General features: G+C 64.4%; 25 protein-coding genes and 1 pseudogene. 15 read left to right on the forward strand and 11 right to left on the reverse strand.

The genetic code is table 11. From position 1 onward, the window contains the following. The first annotated feature begins 14 nt into the window (after positions 1–14). The 5 genes from B4383_RS09790 to B4383_RS09815 all read left to right on the forward strand — a co-directional run bounded on the left by B4383_RS09790 (position 15) and on the right by B4383_RS09815 (position 7,037). Positions 15–1,298 (forward strand): DUF6350 family protein, encoded by a 1,284-nt coding sequence (locus B4383_RS09790; protein ID WP_078290517.1) that lies wholly within the window; start codon positions 15–17, stop codon positions 1,296–1,298. After that, entirely contained in the window at positions 1,295–1,993 is a 699-nt protein-coding gene (gene purN / locus B4383_RS09795; RefSeq protein WP_078290518.1) for a phosphoribosylglycinamide formyltransferase, read from the forward strand. The genes B4383_RS09790 and purN overlap by 4 nt, the downstream gene beginning before the upstream one ends. Further along, a complete protein-coding gene (gene purH, locus B4383_RS09800; RefSeq protein ID WP_139360661.1) occupies positions 1,963–3,543 on the forward strand; it encodes a bifunctional phosphoribosylaminoimidazolecarboxamide formyltransferase/IMP cyclohydrolase in 1,581 nt (526 codons plus the stop codon). The genes purN and purH overlap by 31 nt, the downstream gene beginning before the upstream one ends. Before the next feature lie 22 nt (positions 3,544–3,565). After that, the gene (locus B4383_RS09805) at positions 3,566–5,419 is read left to right on the forward strand and encodes an ABC transporter ATP-binding protein/permease (protein ID WP_078290520.1); all 1,854 of its coding nucleotides are present in this window, start codon (positions 3,566–3,568) and stop codon (positions 5,417–5,419) included. A gap of 382 nt (positions 5,420–5,801) precedes the next feature. Further along, entirely contained in the window at positions 5,802–7,037 is a 1,236-nt protein-coding gene (locus tag B4383_RS09815; RefSeq protein WP_078290521.1) for a hypothetical protein, read from the forward strand. Here B4383_RS09815 and B4383_RS09820 read toward each other — a convergent pair. The 7 genes from B4383_RS09820 to B4383_RS09850 form a co-directional block, all read right to left on the reverse strand. Further along, on the reverse strand, positions 6,991–7,593 hold the full coding sequence (locus B4383_RS09820) for a DUF1707 domain-containing protein (protein ID WP_078290522.1): 603 nt from the start codon (positions 7,591–7,593) through the stop codon (positions 6,991–6,993). The two genes, B4383_RS09815 and B4383_RS09820, sit on opposite strands and share 47 nt — an antisense overlap. 86 nt (positions 7,594–7,679) lie before the next feature. After that, positions 7,680–8,474: an enoyl-CoA hydratase family protein gene (locus tag B4383_RS09825; RefSeq protein ID WP_078290523.1), complete on the reverse strand. Its 795-nt coding sequence runs from the start codon at positions 8,472–8,474 to the stop codon at positions 7,680–7,682. Positions 8,475–8,490: 16 nt separating this feature from the next. Beyond that, positions 8,491–9,660, reverse strand: coding sequence for an acyl-CoA dehydrogenase family protein (locus B4383_RS09830; protein ID WP_078290524.1), 1,170 nt, complete (start codon positions 9,658–9,660; stop codon positions 8,491–8,493). Continuing rightward, on the reverse strand, positions 9,657–11,645 hold the full coding sequence (locus B4383_RS09835; RefSeq protein ID WP_078290615.1) for a biotin carboxylase N-terminal domain-containing protein: 1,989 nt from the start codon (positions 11,643–11,645) through the stop codon (positions 9,657–9,659). The genes B4383_RS09830 and B4383_RS09835 overlap by 4 nt, the downstream gene beginning before the upstream one ends. Before the next feature lie 46 nt (positions 11,646–11,691). Further along, positions 11,692–13,287, reverse strand: a complete 1,596-nt coding sequence (locus B4383_RS09840; protein WP_078290525.1) for a carboxyl transferase domain-containing protein — start codon at positions 13,285–13,287, stop codon at positions 11,692–11,694. After that, entirely contained in the window at positions 13,284–14,432 is a 1,149-nt protein-coding gene (locus B4383_RS09845; RefSeq protein ID WP_078290616.1) for an acyl-CoA dehydrogenase family protein, read from the reverse strand. Before B4383_RS09845 ends, B4383_RS09840 begins: the two co-directional genes overlap by 4 nt. A gap of 5 nt (positions 14,433–14,437) precedes the next feature. Continuing rightward, complete coding sequence (locus tag B4383_RS09850; protein WP_078290526.1) at positions 14,438–16,144, reverse strand: acyclic terpene utilization AtuA family protein; 1,707 nt, start codon at positions 16,142–16,144, stop codon at positions 14,438–14,440. Positions 16,145–16,456: 312 nt separating this feature from the next. On the opposite strand from B4383_RS09850, the gene rpmF reads away from it, so the two are divergent. From rpmF to B4383_RS09895, 9 genes and pseudogenes are all read left to right on the forward strand, one after another. Beyond that, the gene (gene rpmF, locus B4383_RS09855; RefSeq protein WP_078290527.1) at positions 16,457–16,630 is read left to right on the forward strand and encodes a 50S ribosomal protein L32; all 174 of its coding nucleotides are present in this window, start codon (positions 16,457–16,459) and stop codon (positions 16,628–16,630) included. A 67-nt stretch (positions 16,631–16,697) separates the two neighbouring features. Next, a complete protein-coding gene (locus B4383_RS09860; RefSeq protein WP_078290528.1) occupies positions 16,698–17,384 on the forward strand; it encodes a response regulator transcription factor in 687 nt (228 codons plus the stop codon). 32 nt (positions 17,385–17,416) lie between these two features. Continuing rightward, on the forward strand, positions 17,417–18,952 hold the full coding sequence (locus B4383_RS09865; protein ID WP_176126578.1) for a HAMP domain-containing sensor histidine kinase: 1,536 nt from the start codon (positions 17,417–17,419) through the stop codon (positions 18,950–18,952). 41 nt (positions 18,953–18,993) lie between these two features. Then, positions 18,994–20,301, forward strand: a complete 1,308-nt coding sequence (locus tag B4383_RS09870) for a trypsin-like peptidase domain-containing protein (RefSeq protein ID WP_078290530.1) — start codon at positions 18,994–18,996, stop codon at positions 20,299–20,301. A 35-nt stretch (positions 20,302–20,336) separates the two neighbouring features. Further along, positions 20,337–20,834 (forward strand): molybdenum cofactor synthesis domain-containing protein, encoded by a 498-nt coding sequence (locus B4383_RS09875; protein WP_078290617.1) that lies wholly within the window; start codon positions 20,337–20,339, stop codon positions 20,832–20,834. A gap of 4 nt (positions 20,835–20,838) precedes the next feature. Then, entirely contained in the window at positions 20,839–21,042 is a 204-nt protein-coding gene (locus B4383_RS27405) for a hypothetical protein (RefSeq protein ID WP_078290531.1), read from the forward strand. A gap of 303 nt (positions 21,043–21,345) precedes the next feature. After that, positions 21,346–22,017 (forward strand): MspA family porin, encoded by a 672-nt coding sequence (locus tag B4383_RS09885; protein WP_078290532.1) that lies wholly within the window; start codon positions 21,346–21,348, stop codon positions 22,015–22,017. Positions 22,018–22,187: 170 nt separating this feature from the next. Continuing rightward, positions 22,188–22,813: pseudogene (locus tag B4383_RS09890) on the forward strand (MspA family porin). 220 nt (positions 22,814–23,033) lie between these two features. After that, complete coding sequence (locus tag B4383_RS09895; RefSeq protein WP_078290618.1) at positions 23,034–23,663, forward strand: MspA family porin; 630 nt, start codon at positions 23,034–23,036, stop codon at positions 23,661–23,663. A gap of 27 nt (positions 23,664–23,690) precedes the next feature. On the opposite strand, the gene mscL is transcribed toward B4383_RS09895, so the two are convergent. From mscL to B4383_RS09915, 4 genes are all read right to left on the reverse strand, one after another. After that, on the reverse strand, positions 23,691–24,086 hold the full coding sequence (gene mscL, locus B4383_RS09900) for a large-conductance mechanosensitive channel protein MscL (RefSeq protein ID WP_078290533.1): 396 nt from the start codon (positions 24,084–24,086) through the stop codon (positions 23,691–23,693). A 9-nt stretch (positions 24,087–24,095) separates the two neighbouring features. After that, positions 24,096–24,770: an SAF domain-containing protein gene (locus tag B4383_RS09905; protein ID WP_078290534.1), complete on the reverse strand. Its 675-nt coding sequence runs from the start codon at positions 24,768–24,770 to the stop codon at positions 24,096–24,098. A 63-nt stretch (positions 24,771–24,833) separates the two neighbouring features. Next, positions 24,834–25,160, reverse strand: coding sequence for an FmdB family zinc ribbon protein (locus B4383_RS09910; RefSeq protein ID WP_078290535.1), 327 nt, complete (start codon positions 25,158–25,160; stop codon positions 24,834–24,836). Positions 25,161–25,250: 90 nt separating this feature from the next. Then, entirely contained in the window at positions 25,251–25,850 is a 600-nt protein-coding gene (locus B4383_RS09915) for a 5-formyltetrahydrofolate cyclo-ligase (protein ID WP_286150601.1), read from the reverse strand. Between the two features lie 59 nt (positions 25,851–25,909). On the opposite strand from B4383_RS09915, the gene B4383_RS09920 reads away from it, so the two are divergent. Then, positions 25,910–26,839: a UTP--glucose-1-phosphate uridylyltransferase gene (locus B4383_RS09920; protein ID WP_078290537.1), complete on the forward strand. Its 930-nt coding sequence runs from the start codon at positions 25,910–25,912 to the stop codon at positions 26,837–26,839. The last annotated feature ends 7 nt before the right edge of the window (positions 26,840–26,846 follow it).

The following is a 26,846-nucleotide window of genomic DNA, read 5'->3' on the forward strand; positions in this document are numbered from 1 at the left end:
GCCGTGATCGGCGCGTGAATCAAACCTCGCGCGCCAATCCTGCACAGGCTCGCGCACTGCTGACGGTTGCCTTTGGCCCGTCAGCAGTTGCGTTGGTCATCATTGCGGCAATCGTCTTGGTGCAGTTGGTGATTGCCAACAGCGACATGACCGGGACGTTCGGTGCGGTGGCCAGCATGTGGCTGGGCACCCACCTGGTACCGATCTCAATCGGTGGGCGAGTCATCGAGGTGCTGCCGCTCTTGCCAACAGCCGCAATGGTGTGGGGTGTCGCCCGAACCGTCGCTTCGACAATCGCCCCCACCGCTTCCTGGTACGTGATCCGGTGGGTGATCGTCTCGGCCCTGGCCGGCCCGCTCCTCATGACGGCGATATCGCTGGCGATCATCCATGACGCATCGACGGTGCTGACTCAGCTGCAATCACCGAACGCCTTGCGCGCATTCGGTTCTGTCCTCGGTGTTCACGCGGCCGGTGCAATTGCCGGCGTCCTACTGCGGGCAGGCAGGCGGCTCGCGGCGGTGCTACAGCTGCCGTCGTGGCCGATGGAGGCCGCCCGTGGCGCTGCCGCCGGGGTACTCGCGCTGTTCGGGCTGTCCGCGGCCGTGACGGCGGGGTCGCTGGTGGTCCACTGGGCGACGATGGATCAGCTGTACTCGGTGACCAACGATTTCGTAGGTCAGCTGAGCCTGACACTGTTGGCGCTCCTCTACGCGCCCAACGTCATTCTGGGTGCATGCGCGCTGGCGGTTGGATCCAGCGCACATGTGGGCACCGCGGCCTTCAGTGCGTTCGCTGTGTTCGGCGGCCAGCTGCCCGCGGTGCCGATTCTCGCGGCCGTTCCCACACCGCCACTCGGCCCCGCATGGGTGGCACTGATGATCATCGGTGCGGTATCCGGGGTGGCCGTCGGCCAGCAATGCGCACGCCGACCTGTTCCATGGCCCACCGCGATCCACAAAGTGGTCACGGCGGCACTTCTAGCGGCAACATTCCTGGCGATCGTCGGCAAGCTCGCCGGAGGACAGCTGGGGAACTTCGGACGCCTGGGGATCGACCAGGGCACGTTCGGCCCCGGGGTGTTCTTCTGGTTCCTGGTCATCGGCCTATTGACGGTGTTCATGCTGGGCGGAGCCACGCGCCTTCCGGCCAGGGCGCGGCCGGAACCGGTACTGGAGCCCGAACCCGTGCCTGAACCTGAACCCGAGTCGGCGCTGGAACCCGTGCCGGAACCTGAATCGGAACCGGAGCCCGGCCCCGAGAGCGGCTCTAGCGACCCTCCAGAATCGGCCACGTGACCAGCCCGGCTACGCTCAGCGGCGTGTCGGTGTCGGATTCTCTTCGCGCTAGCGGCTCATCGGAGCCCCAGCAGGCCGTTGAGATTGCCCCGTCTGCCCCCGCGCGCGTCGTGGTCCTGGCTTCCGGTACGGGAACCCTCCTGCGCTCCCTGTTAGACGCGGCCACGGGTGACTTCCCCGCTCGCATCGTCGCGGTGGGCACCGACCGGCAATGCGATGCCGTCGATATCGCCGCTGGCGCACAGCTTCCTAGCTACACCGTGCGGCTCGGTGAGTACGACACCCGCGAACACTGGGACGCCGCGATCACCGAGGCCACCGCCGCGCACCGGCCCGATCTGGTGGTATCGGCCGGATTCATGAAGATTCTTGGACCACTGTTTCTTTCACAGTTCTTGGGCCGGGTCATCAACACCCACCCCGCGCTGCTGCCGTCCTTTCCCGGCGCGCACGCCGTGCCCGAAGCCCTGGCGCATGGGGTGAAGGTCACCGGCTGCACGGTGCACCTGGTCGATGCAGGGATGGATACCGGCCCGATCCTTGCGCAGCAGGCCGTCCCCGTTCATGGGGACGACGACGAGGCGAGCCTGCATGAACGCATCAAGGTGGTGGAACGGACGCTGCTGGTAGATGTGCTGGCCGCGGTGGCCACCAGAGGTTTGACATGGAACGGAAGAAGGGCCTCCATCAAGTGAGTACGCAGCGACCCGTACGGCGGGCATTGATCAGCGTCTACGACAAGACCGGATTGGAAGAGCTCGCCGGCGGTTTGCACGCCGCCGGTGTGGAACTGGTGTCCACCGGATCTACCGCGAAAACCATTGCCGCCGCGTCAATTCCGGTGACACCGGTGGAAGAGGTGACCGGGTTTCCGGAGGTGCTGGATGGCCGGGTGAAGACCTTGCATCCGCACGTGCACGCCGGCGTTTTGGCCGATACCCGCCGCGAGGAACACCTCACCCAACTCGCGGAGCTGGGCGTCAAGGGTTTCGAACTGGTGGTGGTCAACCTGTACCCGTTTGCCGCCACGGTGGCCTCGGGTGCCTCCGAGGACGAATGCGTCGAACAAATCGACATTGGTGGCCCCTCGATGGTGCGCGCCGCTGCCAAAAACCACCCGAGCGTGGCGGTGGTCGTCGACCCCGCCGCATACGGTGACGTGCTGGCTGCCGTCGATGCCGGGGGGTTCACCCTGGAGGCGCGGAAGGTGCTGGCGGCCAAGGCGTTCCGTCACACTGCCGAGTACGACGTGGCTGTGGCCGGCTGGCTGTCGACTGTCGCGGAGCCTGAGGGCGCGGAATTGCCGGCGTGGATCGGTGGGACGTGGAACCGCTCGGCGGTGCTGCGCTATGGCGAGAACCCGCACCAGCAGGCAGCCCTGTACACGGGTGCCTCCGGGCACGGTTTGGCGCAGGCCGAGCAGCTGCACGGAAAAGAGATGTCGTACAACAACTACACGGATGCCGACGCCGCCTGGCGTGCCGCGTGGGACCAGGACAAGGCCTGTGCGGCCATCATCAAACATGCCAACCCGTGCGGTATCGCGGTGTCGGACATATCGATTGCCAACGCGCACCTCAAGGCTCACGAATGCGATCCGTTGAGCGCTTTCGGCGGGGTGATAGCCGTCAACCGTGAGGTGAGTGTGGAGATGGCCGAGCGGGTCGCCGACATCTTCACCGAGGTGATCGTCGCACCCGGTTACGCAGAGGGCGCGGTGGAGGTGCTGAGTCGCAAGAAGAACGTGCGTCTGCTGCGCGTGGCCCCGTCGCAGTCCGGGCGCGCCGAGTGGCGACACATCAGTGGTGGTCTGCTCGTACAGGAGCGCGACGCGCTGGACGCCGAGGGTGACGATCCGGCCAACTGGACATTGGTGGCCGGCACCGCCGCGGACGAGGACACGCTGGCGGACTTGGTGTTCGCCTGGAAGGTCGGGCGGGCCGTCAAGTCCAACGCGATCGTCGTCGCCTCCGGTGGCGCCACTATCGGTGTCGGCATGGGACAGGTCAACCGCGTCGACGCCGCGCGATTGGCGGTCTCACGGGGTGGGGATCGAGTCTCCGGTGCCGTCGCGGCCTCGGACGCGTTCTTCCCCTTCCCCGACGGCCTGGAGGTGCTGACGGAGGCCGGAGTGCGCGCGATCGTGCATCCGGGTGGGTCCATGCGCGATGAGCTGGTGGCCGATGCCGCCAAGGCCGCCGGAATCACGTTGTACACCACCGGAGCACGCCACTTTGCCCACTAGGGTGCACTAAGAGGGAGAGCCAATGGTTCAGCCCAGTTTGGATTGGCCGGGCGAGCCATTGCGCTCGCTGGTGTGGACGCTGCAGGCGTGTGTGATCACCTTGGCGCTCTTCCTTGCGGTGGCCTTTCTGATCGCCCGTTTCACTCAATGGGGGCAACAGTTCTGGCGGGTAAACGCGCCCTTCTTCTGGGGGAGCGACACTTGGCGCACGTGGGCGCTGGTGGCGTTCATGATGTGGCACACCGTGTACATGGCGCGCGTGACGGTCATCTTCACGTACCAGTACAAGGACCTGATGAATGCGTTGCAGGTTGGTTCGGAGGCGCTCGTCACCCATGACTCTGGACTACTGGCGGACGCGCGTCAGGCGTTTTTCACGTCCTTCGCGATTAGCGGCGTGCTGGTAGTACTCACCGTGACATACACGGTGGTGGATCTCTTCCTGCGGAGAGTGCTCGCCATCCGGTGGCGGGTGTGGCTCAACGCGCGGCTCGTCGACGACTGGATGAGCAAGGATGCGTTCTACCGCAACCGTTTTCTGGACACTCCGGTAGAGAACCCGGATCAGCGAATCCAGATCGACATCGAGACGCACACCACCAAGTCGGTGGATTTGGTGCTCGGCGCGGTGAACAAAACCCTCCTGATCGTGATGTTCACCGGGGTGTTGTGGCAGCTCTCGGGTCCGTTGCTGCTGTGGGGAGTCGAGATCCCGCGCGCCATGGTGTTCATCGCATTCGTCTTCTCGATCACCGTGACGGTCCTTGCGTTCTGGATCGGCCGGCCGTTGGTACGGCTGAATTTCTTGAATGAACGATTCAGTGCGAGTTTCCGCTATGCGTTGGTGCGCCTGCGCGACAGTGCGGAGCGGGTAGCGTTCTATCGTGGCGGCGAGCGTGAACGCAAACTGCTGCATGCACGCTTCGCCGACATCATCGCCAACATGTGGCGGATCGTCTTCGCGCAGCTGCGACTGAACGGCTGGAATCGGGGCGTCGGCGATGTGACGACGGGGATGATCCCCTACATCGTGCAGGCGCCGCGGTTCTTCACCGGGCAGATCAAGGTGGGGGACCTGCTGCAGACCGTCGCGGCTTTTGGAAGTGTCTGTGGCGCAATGTCCTTTTTCCGGGACAGCTATGACGAATTCACCGTCTATCGGGCCGCGCTCATGCGCATCGACCAGATGCTCGACAGCGACCACCGGGCCCGCGAGCTGCCGCGGATCGATGTGACCGACGCGGACGACGCCCTGGTCCTCACCGATGTCGATGTCCGAGATCTGCAGGGGCTGGACATGATCGCGGGCCTGAACCTCGAGCTGTCCGCGGGTGGCAGTGTCGTCGTCAAGGGCCCATCGGGATGCGGGAAGACGACCCTGCTGCGCAGCCTGGCACAGCTGTGGCCACAGGCCACGGGTGTGGTCGCGCGTCCCGATGGCTGGGCGACGCTGTTCCTGCCTCAGCTGCCGTATCTGCCGTTGGGCAACCTACGCGAGACCGTGGTGTATCCGCTTCCGGTGGAGGAAGTTTCAGACGATAAGTTGACGCAGGCTTTGCGTGATGTCTCCCTGGGGCATTTGGCCGAGCGGTTGGACGAAGAAGCCGACTGGGCGGCCGTGCTCTCGCTGGGCGAGCAGCAGCGGGTGTCCTTCGTGCGGGTGCTGCTGGTGCGCCCGACAGTGGTGTTCCTCGACGAGTCGACCTCGGCCCTGGATGAGGGGCTGGAGGACGCGATGTATGCGCTGGTGCGGGAACGGCTGCCCGACAGCGTGGTGTTCAGCGTGGGGCACAGGTCGACGATCGACCGCCACCACCAGTCGCGGTTGCAGCTGACAGGCAGCGGTGCGTGGGAGCTCGTCGCGCTTGCCGAGTAGTGCCCGAGTCTGCGTCCCACGACGGTTCTGGGGCATAAACCGTCGTGAGACGCAGACTCGGCGGGTGCGGGGGGCACGACGTGGGTGGGAACTTTTGGCTACGGCCGTACGACTGATCTAGTGACGGCGCCTGCGGGCTGGGCGTGGTCCACCGCAGTGGCTCCATGCGACGGATGCCACCACGGTGCTTCTGATGAGTTGGGCAGTTAACCGTTCAATGAAAGGAACCGCCATGCGCGATATCGCTGTTGAGATCGTTGTTGAGGACGACGAAATCGTCACCGCGACGGAAATGGTTGCCAGCCACTAAGAGCGGACGGCGGGCGTGCGTGGCCGTCCCACTGGCCGCGCACGCCCGGACGCAAGCACGGAGGCGAAAATAGTGTTCGTCCATGACCCCCGCTGGCGCCGGTTCGTCGCGGACTGGGCCCCCCGCTATGAAGAAACGGTCTTCATTCCCGGGCTGGTGCCGGACCAGAAGGCGATCACCGATCGAATAGCGGCGGCGGTGACCTCAGCGACCACCGCCGATGGAAAAGGATTGCGACTGCGCGCATTCCGGGGCAGCGAGTTCGACTTCAAGCTCACCGAGCGGCTCTCGCGGAGCGCGCCAAAAGGCGCGCAGTCCTTGACCGAGTGGCTCGCCGATAACGCCGACGATCGTCCGGCATGCGTCGCCATCAACGACGTCTCCTCATGGGATCTGGGTCTTGCCGCGTTGGCCCAGGCCGTGGTGCGCAGTCTTGTCCCGGATCGAGACCTGATGTCCGGCGCGGATATTTACACCTTCATCGCTGATGTGGAATGGACACCCTTCGGAATTCACAAGGATGACGAGCCATCGCTGATCTTCCACCTGGGTCCGGGTGTCAAGGAACTCTGGGTGTGGCCCGCGGGTGGAATTGACCAATATCAGTTGTTCGAGAACCCGTCATTGGGCAAGGTCTCATTTGACTTCGACCGACTGCTTCCCGGTGCGAGCTGCTACACCCTGTGCCCGGGTGACTTCGTGTGCATCCCCCGTGGGCGCTATCACCTTTTTCGCAACGCAGGTCCCTCGGTGTTTCTGGGGATCACACTCTTTCCGCTCAACGTCCGGAAATCCTTCTCGGACTTGATGGTCGATCACTTCGGTGCGCGGCTTGATGCGGCAGGCGAGCCGCGCAGCTTCGAGGATGTCCATCAGCTGGTGATGGAGACGCTCCGCGAACCCGGGGCGATGTCCGGATTGGCGACAACCATGGAACTGGCGGCGGCGAAACAGCGCACCGCCGGGTATCTGCGCGCACCGAAGGTGGCGGCCTTGCGCGCCGGCGATCCTCCCGTTGGTGCCACATTCGGCTGGGCTTATCCGGGAGTGGTGCAATCATTCACCGGCGCGGACCGAACCCATCTGGTGGCGCGTGGTCGTGATATCGCGTTCGGTGGCGCGGTGAACCTTGACGGACTCTTAGCACTCGCGGGGGAGTTCACCCTGAATGATCTTGACGCGGTACTCGCGGCAGAACTGGATATCGACCGGCGCCGTCAGGTTGCGAATGCGCTGTGGCGCTTCGGCGCTCTGGATCTTGTTAGCGCTCTCCCAGCGACTCGCGCCGCTTGCGCCGCTTCCGCTTGACGTTCACTCCACCCCACAGTGAGAACCCCTTGACCGTTATGTGCGGGGCACCCTCTACGCCTCTGCCGCTCGCCGAGTGATCGAAGCCACCCATCACCGCGACGCCCTTGACGTCTACGTTGACCTCCGGCGGTATGAGGATCGTCTGGCCGCCCATGATGGAGAAGGAGCGGATCTCCACCTCGTTGGAGGTGAAGTCGGCATAGCGCAGATCCAGCACGCCGCCACCCCACAGCGCGAATGAGGTGAGCTTGCCGGGCACGTTCCAGCGACCGCGTCGTTCAAATCCGCTCATGATTGCCATCAGCACCGTCGAGGGGGCTGGCTTGCTGTCTTGACCGCGAACTTGAGAAGTAGCAACTGCGGGCAGGTCCGCGCTGAGCTGATCAAGCTCACCGTATGTATTTGCCGAGTACACCTTCGTGAGGCGCTCCTCGAACTCAGAGAGCTCCAGCCGACCCTGCGCGGCAGCGTCGGACAACAGCTGTGCGACGCGCATGCGATCGGCGTCTGCGGCCCGCATCGATGCGGTAACCCGCTCAGGGAGGTTGCTCATCACCGCCGAGCCTACGACGAACGGCGCTTAAAGGCACGCGGTTCATTAGTGTTGCTCAGCGCACTACGCACGTAGTGCCGTCTGGTTCACACCTGCCATGCGGGAGGACGCTTCTGCAGGAAGGCCAACATGCCCTCCTGTGCCTCGGGCGACACGAACAAACGCGCGGAGGTTTCTGTCAACTCGGCTGCACGCGCATCGAAATCGGCGAGGATCGGCGCGGTGGTGAGCCTCTTCGACTCGGCCAGCCCCTGCGGCGAACCGAGCGCGATGTCATCCACTAACGAAGTGACCGCGGCCTCGACTGCCTCGGGACTGTCGACGGACGTGGTCACCAAACCGATCTCCGCGGCCACCCGCGCGTCGAACCTCTCGCCGGTGACGAAGTAGCGCGCGGCCGCCCGGCCGGTGAGCCTGGGCAGCAGCGTCAGCGAGATGATCGACGGCGCGACTCCGATGCGTGCCTCGGTCAGCGCGAAGGTGCTGTCGGGTCCCGCTACCGCGATATCGGCGGCGCCCACCAGACCGAAACCGCCGGCTCGCACATGGCCGTTGACGGCAACGATGACGGGCAGGGGCAGCTCGAGAATGTCGCGCAGTAGCGCGGTGAGTTGGCCGGCCCGATCCTTGGCGACATCTTGGGGATCGGACGACGCCGCTGAACTCTCCGACAGATCGGCGCCCGCGCAGAAGGTGTTGCCGGTGTGGGTCAGCACCACGGCACGCACCGTCTTGTCGACAGCGGCCCGCTGCAGTCCCTCCCGCAGTTGCAGCACCAACCTGCTGGACAACGCATTGCGGTTGTGCGGTGAGTCGAGGGTCAGGCGAGCGGCGCGGCCCTCCACCTCGTACTGGACCAGAGTCTCAGATTCTTTCGCCATTCGGCGGACCTTTCCTTTAGTACGAGCGGGGTAGGCCGAGGGACGTCTGCGCCACGAAGTTGAGGATCATCTCCCGGCTCACCGGGGCGATACGCCCGAAGCGCGACAGATTCAGCAGGGGCGCCACGGCGTACTCGGAGGTCAATCCGTTGCCGCCCAAGGATTGCACGGCACGGTCGGCCGCGCGGCAGGCCACGTCCGCCGCGGCGTACTTGGCCATGTTGGCCGCCTCCGCGGCGCCCCAGTCATCGCCACAGTCGTACAGGGTGGCGGCCTTCTGCATCATGAGCTTGGCCAGTTCCAGCTCGACCTTGATCTCGGCGAGCGGGTGCGCGATGGCCTGATGCGCGCCGATCGGTGTCTTCCAGACCTGGCGGGTCTTGACGTAGTCGGTGGCCTTGTTCAATGCGAGCCGGGTGAGGCCAACTCCACTGGCAGCGCCCATGATTCGCTCGGGGTTCAATCCGGCGAACAGCTGCATGAGTGCGGCGTCCTCGGAGCCGACGAGCGCATTACCGGGCACCCGTACATCGTCGAGGAACACCTGGAACTGTCGTTCCGGGAGCGTGAGCTCCATATCGATGGGCGTGTACTCGAACCCCTTGGTGTCGGTGGGTACCACGAACAGGGCAGGCTTGAGCTTGCCGGTCTTGGCCTCCTCGGTGCGCGCCACCACCAGCACGGCGTTGGCTTGGTCGACACCGGAGATGAAGACCTTGCGCCCATTGAGGATCCAGTCACCACCGTCGCGCTTGGCTGTGGTGATGATGTTGTGGGAGTTCGAGCCGGCGTCGGGTTCGGTGATGGCGAACGCCATGGTGAACGTGCCATCAGCCATCGAGGGCAGCCAGTTCTTCTTCTGCTCATCGGTGCCGTAGCGGGCGATGATGGTGGCATTGATGGCGGGGGACACCACCATCATCAGCAGCGGGCACCCCGCCGCCGAGAGCTCCTCGAATACGAGCCCAAGCTCGTACATGCCGGCACCGCCGCCGCCGTACTCCTCGGGGATGTTCACTCCCAAGAAGCCGAGCTTTCCTGCCTCATCCCACAACTCGGTCAGGGGAGCATGCGTCTTGGACTTTTCCAGGTAGTACTGGTGGCCGTAGTTGCCGGTGAGCGAGGCCACCGCTTGCCGCAGCGCCTTGCGCTCATCGGACTCGACATAAGGATTGATGACGGTCATGACTCTCCTTCGTTGGCGGCCAGCTGAGCCAGTACGGTACCCAGCTCGACCTGTTGTCCCGGTTCGACATTGAGGATCTCGATGACGCCGTCGGCGGGGGCAACGATGGTGTGCTCCATCTTCATGGCCTCCAACCAGACGATCGGCGTCCCTGCGGTGACGGTGTCTCCGACCGCGGCACCCACTCGCAGCACCACACCCGGCATCGGCGCGATGAGCGAGCCCGCCGCGAGCTCGGTGCTGGGGTCAGTAAACCGGGGCACCACAGTGAGGGCGACCGGACCGAGCGGTGAGTCGACGTTGACGGTCGCGTCATAGCGTGCGACGTCGAAGCCCCGCCGGACGCCGTCGATCACCAATGCCACGTGATCCGGTGTCGCCGAAACTAGTTTGATGACGGGCCAATCTCCATCGAGTTCCAGCCCGGCGCGGGTCAGGCGGTAGCGCACGCTATGGACAGCTTCGCTGCTTTCGCGATACTCCTTGGTCTGGTAGCCGGATGCCAGGTTGCGCCATCCGCTGGGCAGATCCGCGCAGACGATGGCATGTGCCCGGTTGGCCGCGGCATCGGCAAGTGCTGCCGCGAGCGCCGAGTACTGGTGCGCCGCTTCGTCGGCTAGGGGCTTCGAAAGGACATCGAGGCCATGCTTGTCCAGGAAGGATGTGTCGGTGTCGCCGGCGAGGAACGCCGGATGCCGCAACGCGTTGACCAGCAGGTCGCGATTGGTGGTCAGGCCATGCAGGCGAGTGCGTTCCAATGTCGACGCCAACAGCCGGGAAGCTTCGGTGCGCGTTGGTGCCACCGTGATGACCTTGGCGAGCATCGGGTCGTAGTGAACCGACACCACGCTGCCGTCGACGATGGTCGAGTCCAGGCGCACCCCGTTGCGCCCCGGGTGTCCGGGCACATGGAATTCCGCGGAGACTCCAGGGATCTCAAATGTGTGCACAGTGCCGCTTTGTGGCTGCCACCCGGCCGCGGGGTTCTCCGCGTATAAGCGTGCCTCAATCGAATGGCCATGAATGGCAGGCGGTTCGGCAGGAAGCTTGCCGCCCTCTGCCACCTGGATCTGCAATGCGACCAGGTCGAGTCCCGTGGTGCACTCGGTGACCGGATGCTCCACCTGCAGACGTGTGTTCATTTCCAGGAAGAAGAACTCGCCGCTCTCCGTGGCCAGGAACTCCATGGTCCCCGCGCCGACATAGCCGATGGTCGCCGCGGCGGTGCGTGACGCCTCGAAGAGCTGCTCCCGCATGCCGTCGATTCGGGTCACCAGAGGTGAGGGTGCCTCTTCGATGACCTTCTGGTGGCGGCGCTGGATGGAGCACTCGCGCTCACCCACGGCCCACACTGTGCCGTGGGTGTCGGCCATCACCTGTACTTCGATGTGTCGACCGGTGCCCAGGTAGCGCTCGCAGAAGACTGTCGGGTCCCCGAACGCCGATTGAGCTTCCCGTTGTGCGGCAGCGATTTCGTCCGGCAGGTCAGCGAGTTTGTCGACTACTCGCATGCCGCGGCCACCGCCACCGGCGGACGCCTTGACGAGCACCGGGAGCTGATCGGCGGTGACGGTATCCGGGTCGAGCTGTCCCAGCACCGGAACGCCGGCGGTGTCCATGAGTTTCTTGGACTCGATCTTCGAGCCCATCGACTCGATGGCGGTGACTGGCGGACCGATCCAGGTCAGGCCGGCATCGGCCACTGCGCGAGCGAAATCGGCATTCTCGGAAAGGAATCCGTAGCCGGGGTGAATGGCGTCGGCGCCGGTGGCCTTGGCCGCGGCGATGATCAGCTCACCGCGCAGGTAGGTCTCGGCGCTGGATGTGCCGGGCAGGTGGACCGCGGCATCGGCCTCGGAGACGTGTGGGCTGTCGGCGTCGGCGTCGGAATAGACGGCGACCGTGCCAAGCCCCAGCTTGCGGCAGGTGGCGAAGACGCGGCGGGCGATTTCGCCGCGGTTGGCCACCAGAACAGAGGTGATCATCTTGAAGCCCTTCTGTGCTTTCGGTTCTTCACGCAAGCGCTCATCACTACATCCGGAAGACGCCGAAGTTCGACGTCCCCTCGATTGGTCCATTAGCGATGGCGGACAGGCACATACCGAGCACGGCCCGGGTGTCGCGGGGATCGATGACCCCGTCGTCATAGAGACGCCCGGACATGAACATGGGCAGCGACTCGGCTTCGATCTGGGCCTCGATGGCGGCCCTCATCGCGGCATCCGCGTCCTCGTTGACGGCCTGGCCCCGTGCCACCGCGGCGGCACGGCTGACGATGGAGATGACACCCGCCAGCTGGGTACCGCCCATGACCGCCGACTTGGCGCTGGGCCACGCGAACAGGAAACGGGGGTCGTAAGCGCGCCCGCACATGCCGTAATGACCGGCTCCGTACGAGGCGCCGACGATCAGCGACAGATGCGGCACGGTGGAGTTGGACACGGCGTTGATCATCATCGACCCGTGCTTGATCATGCCGCCCTCTTCGTACTCCTTGCCCACCATGTATCCGGTGGTGTTGTGTACGAACAGAAGTGGTGTGTTGGTCTGGTTGGCCAGCTGGATGAACTGGGTGGCCTTCTGTGCTTCCTCGCTGAACAGCACGCCGCGCGCATTGGCGAGGATGCCGATGGGGTAGCCGTGGAGACGCGCCCACCCGGTCACCAGTGACGACCCGTACTGCTCTTTGAACTCGTCGAACTCCGAACCATCGACGATGCGTGCGATGACCTCACGCGGGTCGAACGGTATACGGAGGTCTCCAGGCACGATGCCGATGAGCTCTTCCTGATCCGCGATCGGTTCGACGACCGCCGCGGGCTTGGGGCCCTTCTTGACCCAGTTGAGGCGGGACACGATCTGACGACCGATCCTTACGGCGTCCTGTTCATCCACCGCCAGGTAGTCGCCCAAACCGGAAACCCGGGAGTGCATTTCCGCGCCACCCAGGGACTCGTCATCGGACTCCTCGCCGGTCGCCATCTTGACGAGCGGGGGACCGGCCAGGAATACCTTCGAGCGTTCCTTGATCATCACGACGTGATCAGACATGCCGGGGATGTAGGCGCCGCCGGCGGTCGAGTTCCCGAACACCAGGGCGATCGTCGGTATGCCTGCCGCCGAAAGCCGAGTGAGATCGCGGAACATCTGCCCGCCGGGAACAAACACTTCCTTCTGGGTGGGTAGGTCCGCGCCGCCGGACTCCACCAGCGAGATCACGGGTAGACGGTTCTTGAAGGCAATATCGTTGGCCCGCAGCACCTTGCGCAATGTCCACGGGTTACTGGTACCGCCCTTGACGGTGGGGTCGTTGGCCACGATCATGCACTCGACGCCCTCGACCACGCCGATGCCGGTGACCAGCGAGGCGCCGACGGTGAAGTCGCTGCCCCATGCCGCGAGCGGGCACAGCTCCAGGAACGGGGAGTCGGGGTCGATCAAGAGCTCGATGCGCTCACGTGCCAGCAGCTTGCCGCGTTCATGGTGGCGGGCAACGTATTTGTCGCCACCGCCGGCGAGCGCTTTTGCCGTTTCGGTGTTGACTTCGGCAAGTTTGGTCAGCATGGCCCCGGCGGCGTCGAGGTACTCGGGAGAGTTGGTGTTGACGGCGGTGCGAAGCTGAGTCATGACTGATACCCCAGGAGCTTGGCGGCCAGCGAGGTGAGGATCTCGGTGGTGCCGCCGCCGATCCCGATGATGCGCATATCGCGGTACTGCCGTTCGATTTCGCTCTCGGTCATGTAGCCCATGCCGCCGAACAACTGGACACCCTGGTTGGCCACCCACTCGCCGGCCTCGACGGCGGTGTTCTTGGCGAAGCAGACCTCGGCGATGAGATTGGTCTCGCCCGCGATCGCGCGGTCCACCAGGACGTGCGTGTAGACGCGTGCTACGTCGACCCTGCGCGCCATCTCGGTCAGAGTGTTTTGTACGGACTGGCGGGAGATGAGCGGACGCCCGAAGGTCTGCCGATTCCTGCACCATTCCACTGTCAGGTCAAGACAGCGTTGAGCGCTCGAATATGCTTGGGCAGCAAGGCCGATTCGCTCTGACACGAAGGCGCCGGCGATCTGCGCGAAGCCGGTGTTCTCTCCGCCCACCAGGTTCTCGGCGGGCACTCGTGCATCGGTGAAGGACAGCTCGGCGGTATCCGAGGAGCGCCATCCCATCTTGTCGAGCTTGCGTGTGACGTCAAACCCGGGGGTGTCCTTGTCGATCAACAGCAACGAGACCCCTGCCGCGCCCGGTCCACCGGTACGTACCGCGGTCACCACATAGTCGGCACGCACGCCGGAGGTGATGAAGGTCTTGGCGCCGTTGACGATGTAGTGATCGCCGTCCCGCTTGGCCGAGGTAGTCAGATGCCCGACGTCGGATCCGCCGCCGGGTTCGGTGATGGCCAGTGAGCCAATGAGATCGCCTGCCAGGGTGGGCTTTACATAGCTTTTGATGAGCCGCTGATCGCCCGAGGCGATGATGTGCGGCGTGGAGATGCCACAGGTGAACAGGGAGGCGAACACGCCGCCGGGCACACCGGCGTAATGCAGCTCTTCGCACACGATCACCGGGTCGATGGCATCGCCGCCGCCGCCGCCGACTTCCTCGGGTGCGCCGGGACCCAGGAGGCCCAGATCGCCCGCCTTGCGGTGTAATTCACGAGGAATTAGTCCCTCACGTTCCCATTCGTTGACATGCGGCAGGATCTCGCGCTCGGCGAAGTCACGCACCGTCTCCCGAAGTGCCTTGCGCTCCGGGGTGTTCCAGGAATTCACGACGGTCACTTTCCTTCCAATAGGGATTCGGGGATGTCGATCTCACGGGAACGCAGCCATTCGCCAATGCCCTTGGCCTGTGGGTCAAACCGGGCCTGATAGGCCACTCCCTTGCCGAGGATGCCTTGGATGACGAAGTTCACGGCCCGCAGTCTGGGCAGCAGGTAGCGTGCCACCTCCAATTGTTTGGTTTCGGGCAGCAGTTCCCGCAGCGTGTCGATTGTCAAAGCGTGTGCAAGCCAACGGTATTCCTCATCGGTGCGTACCCACACGCCGACGTTTGCACTGCCACCCTTGTCGCCGCTACGGGCGCCCGCAAGGATGCCCAAGGGGGCTCGGCGCAGCGGCCCGGCCGGTAGTGGCTCGGGCAGTGCCGCCACCGGGGCATCGGCGAGCGGCAGCGTCTGCGACGCCTGTGCGATATCGATCCGGGAACCGTCGGCGAGGACCGCGACATGCGGAACTTTTTCCGCGGGGACATATCCCGGAGTGAACACGCCGTACGGCTCGCCGTCCTTGGGGGGTGTGGTGACGTGAAAGCCTGGGTAGCTCGCCAGGGCCAGCTCCACCGCGGCGTTGGAGAACTGACGGCCGACCTTGTTCGGATCCGAATCACGCACCATCACGTGGAGCAGGGCGCTGGCAGCCTGCTCGGTGTCGGCGTTCGGGTGATCGGTGCGGCCCAGGGTCCACTGGATATCCTCGGGCGCGGTAGACATCGCGGACTCAAGCTGCTTGCGGGTCAGGTCAGCCTTGGCGTCGATGTCCAGTCCGGTCAGCACGAAGGTCATCTGATTGCGGAAGCCGCCCAAGGCGTTCAGCGACACCTTGAGGTCCGGTGGGGGTGCCTCGCCCGTCACGCCCGAGACGCGCACTCGGTCCGGACCTTCCTGGGTCAGCTCGATGCTGTCGATCCGGGTGGTGACATCGGGGTTGGCGTACCGGCCCCCGGTGATCTCATAGAGGAGCTGCGCGGTCACTGTCCCCACACTGACCGCGCCGCCAGTACCCACGTGCTTGGTGATGACCGACGATCCGTCCTCATATACCTCGGCCAGCGGGAACCCCGCGTGCGCGAGGTCGGGGATCTCGGTGAAGAAGGCGTAGTTGCCCCCGGTGGCCTGGGTGCCGCATTCGATGATGTGCCCGGCCGCGACCGCTCCGGCAAGTTTGTCGTAGTCGTCGCGTCGCCAGCCGAAGTGCGCGGCGGCGGGACCGACGATCACGGAGGCGTCGGTGACGCGACCGGTGACGACGATGTTGGCCCCGGAGTTCAGGCACTCCACGATGCCCCAGGCGCCGAGATAGGCGTTGGCGGTGAGCGGCGACCCCAATCCGAGCTCTGCGGCGCGGGGCAGCAGATCGTCACCCTCGACATGGGCGACCTTGGCCGGTACACCCAGTTTTCCTGCGAGTGCGCGGATGGCGTCTGCCAGGCCCGCGGGGTTGAGACCGCCGGCATTGGCGACGATCGTGACGCCCTTGTCTTGAGCCAGCCCGAGGCACTGCTCGAGCTGGCGCAGGAAGGTCTTGGCGTAGCCACGTTCGGGAGCTTTGGCGCGGTCGCGGCCGAGGATCAGCATCGTCAGTTCGGCCAGATAGTCGCCGGTCAGATAGTCGAGCTCACCGCCGGTGAGCATCTCGTGCATGGCCGATATTCGGTCACCGTAAAAGCCTGAACAGTTCCCAATTCTTACCGGCGCAATGGTCACGGTGGTCCTCTCGAGGTCGGCATCGACTGCTCGTGCGCTGACAAATTACCCCACCCACTAAAACGTCAATCTGTCGGTCCAACCAAGTGGTTGGCCGAGCCGGATTACGGCGTCGATACGACGCGTTCAGGTGGCACCATGCGAGACGAAACCGCCACTACGCGGCGTTCCGGCCTGGATCGATTGGGGCAAATTTGCAGCTCATGTCAGCCACCGGCTATCGTGTGTTGATTGTCGCTCGCTGCGCCCAACATGCTGGCGCGGCGCGGGCGAATGACACAGAAACCTGAGAAATAAGGAGAGGGCGCGACCATGGCCGTCCCCAAGCGGAGAATGTCCCGCTCCAACACCCGTAGCCGGCGCTCGCAGTGGAAGGCCACTGCCACTGAGCTGGTCAATGTCACTGTCGGCGGACAGAACCACAAGGTTCCCCGTCGCCTGCTCAAGGCTGCCCGCCTCGGGCTCATCGATTTCGACCGTCGCTGAATCTTCCGAGACCTGATTCTCAGGCTTCCTCAGTAATATCTCAGCCGCACGGTTAACACTGGTGCCTGTGCGAATTCTTGTAGTCGATGACGACCGTGCTGTGCGTGAGTCGTTGCGACGGTCTCTGTCCTTCAATGGGTACTCGGTGGATCTCGCCGAAGACGGCGTCGATGCGCTGAACGTCATCGCCAACGATCGCCCGGATGCGTTGGTGCTCGACGTGATGATGCCCAAGCTCGACGGCCTCGAGGTGTGCCGTCGCTTGCGCAGCACGGGAGACGATCTGCCAATCCTGGTGCTCACCGCCCGGGACTCGGTCTCGGAGCGAGTGGCCGGCCTTGACGCGGGTGCGGACGATTATCTGCCCAAGCCCTTCGCGCTCGAGGAACTCCTGGCCCGGATGCGAGCGCTGCTGCGCCGGACCACCGTTGATGAATCGGCAGACGCTGCCACGCTGAGCTTCGGCGACCTCACGCTCGACCCGATCACCCGCGAGGTGTACCGAGGCACTCGGTCCATCAGCCTGACCCGCACCGAATTCGCGCTGCTGGAAATGCTGATGGCCAACCCCCGCCGCGTGTTGACCCGCAGCCGCATCCTCGAAGAGGTGTGGGGATTCGACTTCCCGACATCCGGCAATGCGCTTGAGGTGTACGTCGGCTACCTGCGGCGCAAGACGGAAGCCGAGGGGGAGCTCAGGCTCATTCACACGGTCCGCGGTGTCGGCTATGTGCTGCGGGAGACCCCTCCGTAATCCCCATGGCGACACTACGAATGCCGAGGCGGATACGGGGCTCCAGCACGGCAATATTTTCCCCGCTGCGGGCAACCAGCTCATCGGTATCGCTGCGCTGGCGCGTGATGCTGCTCGCGATGTCGATGGTGGCGATGGTCGTGGTGCTGATGGCCGTCGCGTCATACCTGTTGGTATCCACCGCGTTGTATCGCGATGTCGACAAACAGCTCAATGATCGCGCCAACCTGCTCATCGGCAGCGGGCTGCTGTCGGTGGATCCGCGTCGCGCCATCGAGGGCACCGCGTACTCGGCCGACGTCAACGCCAAGCTGATCTTCCCGGGGCTGATCACGTTCTCGGCGACCCAGCAGGGACAGACCATTCCCTACGGCGCACCCGAGCAGGCGGTGACCCGCGGCGAGCTGGAACAGTCGTTGCGCACCGTCAATCACCAACGCGTGCTTGCTCTTAGGCTCGACAACGGCAGTACGCTGATCATGGCCAAATCGCTCGACCCCACCGATACCGTGCTGCGACGACTGGGCTGGGTGTTGCTGATCGTCGGCGGCGTGGGTGTGGCGGTGGCGGCCGCGGCTGGCGCCGTGGTGGCCGGTACCGGGTTGCGGCCAGTGGCCAGGCTTACCGACGCCGCCGAACGAGTGGCCCGAACCGACGACCTGCGGCCCATTGCCGTCACGGGTAGCGACGAATTGGCACGACTCACCATCAGTTTCAACACGATGCTGCGTGCCCTGGCAGAGTCGCGAGATCGTCAGGCGCGGCTGGTGACCGATGCGGGCCATGAGCTGCGCACCCCGCTGACCTCGCTGCGTACCAACACCGAGCTGCTGATGGCCGCCATGCAACCGGGTGCTCCGCGTCTCCCCGACGAGGAGATGGAGGCGCTGCAACTCGATGTGATCGCCCAAATCGAAGAATTGTCCACACTGGTAGGCGATTTGGTTGACTTGGCGCGAGGCGACGGTGCCGACATCGTGCACGAGCCGGTCGACATGGTCGAGGTGGTGGAGGGTGCGCTGGAACGAGTTCGACGCCGCCGCAACGACATCGATTTTGACGTCATCATGCAGCCGTGGCAGGTCTACGGGGATGCGGCGGGACTGTCCCGAGCGGTTCTCAATCTGCTCGACAACGCCGCGAAGTGGAGCCCATCGGGCACCACGGTGTCGGTGCGGCTGGCTCAGGTTGACGCTGCGCACGCCGAGCTGGTGATCTCCGATCGCGGTCCTGGGATCCCGCCCGCCGAACGGGATCTGGTCTTCGAGCGGTTCTATCGCGCCACCCCGGCCCGGGGAATGCCGGGCTCCGGTTTGGGGTTGGCCATCGTGAAACAGGTTGTGCTGAAACATGGTGGCGCCATCAAGGTCGAGGAGACGGAGTCCGGTGCGCTGGTCGACGGTAACCCGTCCCCGGGCACGTCCATGCACGTAGTGCTTCCGGGCCGGCCGGGACCAGGCAGGTCGCCAAGTATGGGGGATACGACTGGCCGCAGAAACTCTGTGCCAAACGAGAGGGAGATCTCATTGGATTCTCAGTCCCCTCCGGCAGCGTGGCACCCGAGCTAGTTGATCGTGAACGCCTATGAAGGACGTGTGAGGAAGTTCCTATGACCAACGACCCCCACGGCAGCTGGTCCTACCGGCCGTCCGGCCCTTACTCCGGGCAACATGGGCATCAAGCCCCGACACACCATGCCCAGGCAGGTCACCAGTACCAGGGACAGGCATACGGCTACCCGTCTGCGCCGCCGAACCCACAGCGCCCCGCTCCGCAGCAGTCTCAGGCGCCGCGGGGCAGGCGCAGTGGCGGGCTCGTGGTGGGTGCTGTCGTTCTGGCGCTGGTCTCCGGTGGTCTGGGCGGGACGGTGGGCGCGGTCGTCGCCGACCGCCAGCACCGGGCACCCGTTGTCACCGGTGGCAGCACCGGTCTGACCCCCATCTCGCCGGGGCGTTCGTCTGCCGCCCAGCCGGTCGCCTCGTTGCCTGCGGGATCCGTAGAACAGGTTGCGGCCAAGGTGCTTCCGAGCGTCGTGAAGCTGGAAACGATCATGGGTCGTTCGAGCGAAGAGGGATCTGGGGTGATCCTCTCTGCCGATGGTCTGGTGCTCACCAACGCGCACGTCGTGCAGGCGGCGGGGGAGCCCGGGGCCAAGACCACCGCCACCATCGCGGGCGGCAAGAACTCACCCTTCACCGTGGTTGGCATCGATCCCGCCACCGACATCGCCGTGATCCGGATCACCGGCGCCTCGGGCCTTACGCCCGTCGCGCTCGGGTCGTCCGCGAATCTGGTTGTGGGCCAGTCGGTTGTCGCGATCGGTTCGCCGCTGGGCCTGGACGGCACGGTGACTACCGGCATCGTCAGCTCGCTGAATCGCCCGGTGTTCACGGCGGGACAGGCGGGCAATCAGGACACCGTGCTGGACGCGATCCAGACCGATGCCGCGATTAACCCGGGTAACTCCGGTGGCGCGCTGGTCAACTTGAACGGCGAGCTGGTCGGAATCAACTCCGCCATCGCGACCATGGGTGGCGACTCCAGCGGAGAGACGCAGGGCGGATCGATCGGGCTGGGTTTTGCGATTCCGGTCGATCAGGCCAAGCGGATCGCCGATCAGCTGATCGCCAACGGTCACGCCACGCACGCCTCCCTGGGGGTGCGGGTTGGCAACGATAAAGAGATCCAGGGAGCCAGGATCGTTGAGGTGGTTGCCGGTGGTGCTGCCGAGAAGGCCGGGATACCCAACGGTGCGGTCGTCACGAAGGTAGACAACCGCCCGGTGAACAGCGCCGACGGTCTCGTGGCAGCGGTGCGCTCCAAGGCGCCGGGGGACAAGGTGACGCTGACGTTTACCGATGGCAACGGTGGGCCGGAGAAGACCGCCGACGTGATACTGGGTGAGGTCGCCCGATGACCCAGATGTCCGTGCGAGCCGTTACGGTTGCTTCCATGACTGAGCTTGAGGTGGGACCGGTGGGGCGATCTCTGGTCGTCATCGTCAACGACAGGACAGCCCACGGCGACCAGGACACCAGTGGTCCGCTGGTTACCGAGCTGCTCTCGGAGGCGGGAATCGTCGTCGACGGTGTGGTGGCAGTCGAGGGGGACCTGGCCGAGATTCAGAACGCCGTCAATATGGCGGTCATCGGCGGTGTGGACCTGGTGGTGACTGTGGGCGGCACGGGTGTCACCCCACGCGATGTGACTCCCGAGGCCACTGCGCCGCTTCTCGACCGTGAGCTGCTCGGCATCGCCGAGGCCATCCGGTCGTCGGGGCTGGCTGCGGGTGTGGCCGAGGCGGGTCTGTCACGCGGAGTGGCGGGTATTTCGGGCAGCACCCTGGTGGTCAACATTGCAGGCACACGCGCCGCGGTGCGCGATGGGATGGCCACGGTGACACCGATGGCGATTCAGATCATCGAGCAGCTATCCAGCCTGGAGATCTGATCGGGTGCCCGCTACGGAGGGGCGCGATTGTGACCTTCGCCACAAAAGTGGCGAGGCGGGAACAAGTGCCAGCAATGCGGATATCGAGCGGATCTTTGGTCAAGCCGAGCCGTCTCTGGGCCCAGATGAACGCGATGTGAACGATTCGCGCGGCCTGCATGAAAGTGATCAGTGGTTGCGCGACAACGTTCCGCCCCATCACGGCTAAGGAATTCCCGCATATCGAACGCGTAAATCCGGCAGGTCGCCAAGCCTGGGTACCCGTTCGGGGTGTCGGTTCCCTGGCGGTGCCCGAATGTTTCCCAGCAAATCGCTCGTTCACCCAATTGTTAACCCGGTGATGTCTTGGGTTTGGCTAACTTCCGGTTCACAGGCGTGCCCGAGGTCGGGTGAGCCGACTTCGACCAGAACGAGTGTTCAGATTGCCGCGCCGTCACCGTGCCGATATCGTCCTTCTGTCCGTCGCTTAGGAAATTCTCATGTTCGCCATGAGGGGACTGTTAGGAACAGAATGAATCTGTTGAGCAAGGTATCGGGCTGGGCCCGCCACGGTCTGTTGGCGGTTGGCGCCCTAGTCATGACTCTGGTTGCTCTCTTTGCGACGGCGGCGACGGCGCATGCCGGTTTGGATGATGAGCTGACCCTGGTTGATGGCAAGGGGCGGACGCTGCGGATCCAGCAGTGGGACACCTTTTTGAATGGTGTGTTCCCGTTGGACCGCAACCGACTGACCCGTGAGTGGTTCCATTCGGGCCGCGCTGCGTACGAGGTGACCGGTCCGGGCGCCGATGCGTTCGAGGGAACCCTGGAGTTGGGTTATCAGGTGGGTTACCCCTGGTCGCTGGGTGTGGGGCTGAACTTCAACTACACGACGCCGAATACCTCGATTCTTTACGGTATTCCGAATGCCTTTGGTGGCACCCCGGAAGCCTCGTATGTGCAGACCACCAACCTGCTGCCCTCTGCTGGTATCAATGTTGACCTGGGTAACGGCCCGGGCATCCAGGAAGTCGCGACGTTCTCGGTGGCGATCGCGGGCCCCAAGGGTGCGGTCGCGGTCAGTAACGCTCACGGCACCGTGACCGGCGCCGCCGGTGGTGTGCTGCTACGCCCGTACGCACGACTGATCAGCTCGGCCGGTGACAGCGTCACCACCTACGGCGAAACCTGGGACATGAAATAGCGGATCTTCGCTGACATCTGGGCAACAATCGTCTCCACATAAGGGTTTCTCCTGCTAGATTGATGGCCTCACGTAGATCGAGGCGTCATCGCGCGGCCAAGGGAAACTTTTATGCGACATAGCGTCACTGCTCGCTCGAGTGCTTAGCTACGGCACTCATTCTCTGTGCGATGGCATTCGCCATCATGGGGACGGCGCATGCGGGTTTGGATGATGAGCTGACGCTGGTTAATGGCAAGGGACGGACGCTGCGGGATTCGGCAGTGGGACACCTTCTTGAATGGGGATGTTTCCGCTCGATCGCAACCGCCTGACCCGTGAGTGGTTCCATTCGGCCCGTGCGGTTACGAGGTGACGCGTCGGGGGGCTGACACATTTGAGGGAACCCTGGAGTTGGGTTATCAGGTGGGCTATCCGTGGTCCTTGGGAGCGGGGCTGAGCTTCAACTAGACGCCGCCGAGTTCCTCGGTGCTGTGCCGACATACCAATGCCTTCGGGGGAAGTCCCGAGGCCTCGTATGTGCCTGCTGCCGTCGGCCGGTATCAACGTTGACCTGGGCAATGGCCCCGGTGTCCACGAGATGGCGACGTTTTCGGTTGCGGTGGCCGGCGCTAAGGGTGCGGTCGAGGTGTCCCATGCGCACGGGGTGGCCGGTGGGGTGCCGTTGGGTCCTTTTGCATGCTTGACAACCAGTGCGGGAGACGGTGTCACCACGTTGGGATATGCGGTAGTCGCCATTACTGAATGGGCGAGCCGACGTCGGACACCGCACAGTATTGGACGCGATGCACAGTAAATGGCCTCGCGCAACAAAAGGAGCTGTGTATCTGCTGTGAGTTAGCCTCCCAGAAACATTCGGGAAACTCAGAGAGATGATTTGGCCGTTACGTTTGGCCCGCCTGAGCAACAATGTGGTCCTGGCGAAGTAGGCGTTTGCCGCGGCGTACATCCGCCCTGAGAATTGAGGGAACTAAATGAGAACAGTTGGCATCTGGCAGGTCATGCACAACACCCTCATGCGATTGATACTCGTCGTCGCCGGTGTGGTTGGCCTGGCGGTCATCGGGGCGGCGACGGCGCATGCCGGTTTGGATGATGAGCTGACCTTGGTTGATGGCAAGGGGCGGACGCTGCGGATCCAGCAGTGGGACACCTTTTTGAATGGTGTGTTCCCGTTGGACCGCAACCGACTGACCCGTGAGTGGTTCCATTCGGGCCGCGCTGCGTACGAGGTGACCGGTCCGGGCGCCGATGCGTTCGAGGGAACCCTGGAGTTGGGTTATCAGGTGGGTTACCCCTGGTCGCTGGGTGTGGGGCTGAACTTCAACTACACGACGCCGAATACCTCGATTCTTTACGGTATTCCGAATGCCTTTGGTGGCACCCCGGAAGCCTCGTATGTGCAGACCACCAACCTGCTGCCCTCTGCTGGTATCAATGTTGACCTGGGTAACGGCCCGGGCATCCAGGAAGTCGCGACGTTCTCGGTGGCGATCGCGGGCCCCAAGGGTGCGGTCGCGGTCAGTAACGCTCACGGCACCGTGACCGGCGCCGCCGGTGGTGTGCTGCTACGCCCGTACGCACGACTGATCAGCTCGGCCGGTGACAGCGTCACCACCTACGGCGAAACCTGGGACATGAAATAGCCGTCCCGGCGGGGCCGGGCAGAAGGGCTAGGACGCCTTCTTCTGCTCGGCCAGCAGGTCGCGAATCTCGACGAGCAGCTCCGCTTCGGTTGCCGCCGCCGGGTCCTCACCGGACTTGGCCAGGCGACTCTTGAGCGTGTTGTACGGCAGAACGACCAGGAAGTAGACGACCGCCGCGATTAGGATGAAGTTGATGGTGGCGGTGATCAAGACATTGAAGTCCAGATACTGTCCGCCGCCGATGCTGACTCTGAGCGCAGGGTGATCCGAATTGGGACCGGTGCCAATCCGATTGATCAACGGCTGAATGATGGCGTCGCTGAACTTGGTGACCACCGCGGTGAAGGCCGCACCGATGACCACTGCGACCGCGAGGTCAATGACGTTGCCGCGCAGCAAGAAATCTCTGAATCCTTTGAGCATGGTCTGACACTAACGCAAGGTCAGCGTTACCGCCTGCACTAACGCGATTGCGGCGACACGATTTGCCTGCTGTGGCGGCAATGCGACCATTACCACCCGCTGCGTCCCAACGCCTTTGGTGGCGGGTTTCGGCGACACCAAGACGACCACGGCGCCGGTAGCCAGCACCGCGGGCTCGGGTGGTGTGGCGTCTGGCGCACCCGGTCCGTGGTCGGCCACGGTGAGGATGTCGACGATATCTCCGGTGCGGATCATGTCGAGGGTCGCGGCGTCGCCTAGTGGTACCGGGACGATGCGCGCGTCCCTGCCGGCTGCTGACTCGGCTAACCGTGGGCCCAACACCCGTAGATCGGTCAGCATTTCTCCGCGACGAACCGGCCCGGCCACCGTCGCTCCCACGACAGTTTCCGTCATGGTGCTTGCGCCGTCGGGAAGAATTGTCGTGGAACGTTTTTCCAGTCGGACATCGTCGCCGGTCAGGATCGTGCCAGGCGGGAGGTCATGGACAGCTATCACCACGTCGGTGCGATCGTTGGCAGGGTCTGGGCGGAATGCCAAGACCGCCGCGAACAGAACCAAGGTCGCCGCGGTCAGCCGCCGGGCCAGTGCCGTTCGTGCCCAATCAGGGCGAAGCGCTGTCGATACGCGCTGCAGCACAGTGGGATCGAGGGGCGAACGAGCCATGCCTCACGCTAGGACGACACGTGTCCTCGCGTCAGCAGGCAATGCGCCGCTGTGGATAACTCGTCAGCTGGCGGCGGCGGACGCGGTGGCGGTGGACGTCGAGCCGGAGGAGCTCGATGTCGACGACGAGCTGCTTGCCGAGGTCTCGGACGACGAGGACTTGGATTCACTCTTGGCGCCGGAATCACTCTTCGCGGCGGCGTCCACGCTGCCCGAGCGGCTGTCGGTGCGGTAGAAGCCGCTGCCCTTGAACACGATGCCCACCGAGTTGAACAGCTTGCGCAGCTTGCCCGAGCACTTTTGGCACACGGTCAGCGCATCGTCAGTGAACGCCTGGACGATGTCGAACTTGTCGCCACAGTCGGCACATGCGTAGGAATAGGTGGGCATGAGGGGTCCTCCAGGAACTGACAAACCATGAAACGCCATTGGCACTCTACCGTTTGGAGTGCCAGGTCCGCCACTGAGCGACCTGGGGATTCAGCCGAGTGTGACGAATCCGTCGGCGGTCAGCGCGTGAGTCACCGGCACATCGTGCGGGCCTGCCGGAATGTCGTCGAGCACCTCGCCGGTGTACAGCGGCGAGACCAGGGCGATCGAGGGCGCGGCGAACCCCAAGGATCGGTCGTAGTACCCAGCACCGCGGCCCAGCCGGTTGCCCCGCTTGTCCACCGCAAGTGCCGGGATCAACACCAGCTCGGCGTCGGCAAGGGCGGCCGGACCGAACAGCGGCGGGGCCGGTTCTCGCAGACCGAAGGGGGCGTCCACGAGTTCTCCCGGTCGGTACTGGCCCCAGGTCAGCGCCATCGGCGTGCCGGTCCCGTCGTTGCGCGCGACCGGCAGCAAAACCTGTACACCGCGGGTTGTCAGGGCATCGAGCATCTTCATCGACCCGGGCTCGGATCCCACCGGCACATAGGCGGCCACCACCGAAAGCCCCGAGGCCGCCGTCACGACATGCGCGGTGAGCGCGTCGTTCTGTATTTCGCGGTCGGCACGCGACATCGCCCGTCGTGCCTGCACAATCTGTTGCCGCAGGACGTTCTTGATGTTCTCTGGGGTGCTCTGGGGGTCGCCGATTCCGTGACCGTACCGCCTTACCCGCGCAATCCCGTGGTCAGTGGTTAGGGTGAGTGGCTATGACGGCCCCTGACGTGTCCATCCCGCGCACCGCCGTGGTGCCCGCTGCAGGTCTGGGCACCCGGTTCTTACCGGCCACCAAGACCGTGCCCAAGGAACTACTGCCGGTGGTCGACACCCCGGGAATCGAGCTGGTGGCCGAGGAGGCCGCCGAGGCGGGCGCCGAACGTCTGGTGATCGTCACGTCGGAGGGCAAGGACGGCGTCGTCGCGCATTTCGTTGAGGATTTGGTGCTTGAGGGCACGCTCGAGGACCGCGGGAAGCACGCGATGCTCGAGAAGGTGCGCCGAGCGCCGGGCCTGATCAAGGTGCAATCGGTGGTTCAGGCCGAGCCGCTTGGACTCGGCCACGCCGTGGGCTGTGTGGAGCCGGTTCTTGACGACGACGAGGACGCCATCGCGGTGCTGCTGCCCGATGACTTGGTGTGGCCGCGTGGAGTGTTGGTGACGATGGCCAAGGTCCGGGCCAAGCGTGGCGGCTCGGTGCTCTGCGCCATCGAGGTGCCGCCCGAGGAGATCAGTTCCTACGGCGCGTTTGACGTCGAGATTGTTCCCGATGCCGCCAATCCAAATGTGTTGCGCGTCAAGGGGATGGTGGAGAAGCCGAAGGTCGAGGATGCCCCGTCGAACTACGCGGCGGCCGGGCGCTACCTGCTGGATCGGGTGATTTTCGATGCGCTCAAACGGATCCCGCGGGGTGCGGGTGGCGAGCTACAGCTCACCGATGCCATCGCGCTGTTGATCGATGAGGGACATCCGGTGCATGTCGTTGTGCACCGCGGATCCCGACACGACCTGGGAAATCCCGGCGGCTATCTCAAGGCTGCTGTTGACTTTGCGTTGGACCGCGACGATTACGGTCCGGGCTTGCGGAAGTGGCTGGTCGAACGGCTGGGTCTGGGACCGACCACGCTGCCGGATTCGGAGTAAGAAAGGC

The sequence above is a fragment of the Mycobacterium sp. D16R24 genome (genome assembly GCF_002013385.1).
Taxonomy (GTDB): domain Bacteria; phylum Actinomycetota; class Actinomycetes; order Mycobacteriales; family Mycobacteriaceae; genus Mycobacterium.

What these genes read in the sequence shown, in the direction of transcription:
- purH (WP_139360661.1), top strand. Translation starts at nt 1,963, where the DNA reads ATGGAACGGAAGAAGGGCCTCCATCAAGTGAGTACGCAGCGACCCGTA.
- B4383_RS09805 (WP_078290520.1), top strand. Translation starts at nt 3,566, where the DNA reads ATGGTTCAGCCCAGTTTGGATTGGCCGGGCGAGCCATTGCGCTCGCTG.
- B4383_RS09820 (WP_078290522.1), bottom strand. Translation starts at nt 7,593, where the DNA reads ATGAGCAACCTCCCTGAGCGGGTTACCGCATCGATGCGGGCCGCAGAC.
- B4383_RS09825 (WP_078290523.1), bottom strand. Translation starts at nt 8,474, where the DNA reads ATGGCGAAAGAATCTGAGACTCTGGTCCAGTACGAGGTGGAGGGCCGC.
- B4383_RS09830 (WP_078290524.1), bottom strand. Translation starts at nt 9,660, where the DNA reads ATGACCGTCATCAATCCTTATGTCGAGTCCGATGAGCGCAAGGCGCTG.
- B4383_RS09835 (WP_078290615.1), bottom strand. Translation starts at nt 11,645, where the DNA reads ATGATCACCTCTGTTCTGGTGGCCAACCGCGGCGAAATCGCCCGCCGC.
- B4383_RS09840 (WP_078290525.1), bottom strand. Translation starts at nt 13,287, where the DNA reads ATGACTCAGCTTCGCACCGCCGTCAACACCAACTCTCCCGAGTACCTC.
- rpmF (WP_078290527.1), top strand. Translation starts at nt 16,457, where the DNA reads ATGGCCGTCCCCAAGCGGAGAATGTCCCGCTCCAACACCCGTAGCCGG.
- B4383_RS09870 (WP_078290530.1), top strand. Translation starts at nt 18,994, where the DNA reads ATGACCAACGACCCCCACGGCAGCTGGTCCTACCGGCCGTCCGGCCCT.
- B4383_RS09875 (WP_078290617.1), top strand. Translation starts at nt 20,337, where the DNA reads ATGACTGAGCTTGAGGTGGGACCGGTGGGGCGATCTCTGGTCGTCATC.
- B4383_RS09885 (WP_078290532.1), top strand. Translation starts at nt 21,346, where the DNA reads ATGAATCTGTTGAGCAAGGTATCGGGCTGGGCCCGCCACGGTCTGTTG.
- B4383_RS09895 (WP_078290618.1), top strand. Translation starts at nt 23,034, where the DNA reads ATGCGATTGATACTCGTCGTCGCCGGTGTGGTTGGCCTGGCGGTCATC.
- mscL (WP_078290533.1), bottom strand. Translation starts at nt 24,086, where the DNA reads ATGCTCAAAGGATTCAGAGATTTCTTGCTGCGCGGCAACGTCATTGAC.
- B4383_RS09905 (WP_078290534.1), bottom strand. Translation starts at nt 24,770, where the DNA reads ATGGCTCGTTCGCCCCTCGATCCCACTGTGCTGCAGCGCGTATCGACA.
- B4383_RS09910 (WP_078290535.1), bottom strand. Translation starts at nt 25,160, where the DNA reads ATGCCCACCTATTCCTACGCATGTGCCGACTGTGGCGACAAGTTCGAC.
- B4383_RS09920 (WP_078290537.1), top strand. Translation starts at nt 25,910, where the DNA reads ATGACGGCCCCTGACGTGTCCATCCCGCGCACCGCCGTGGTGCCCGCT.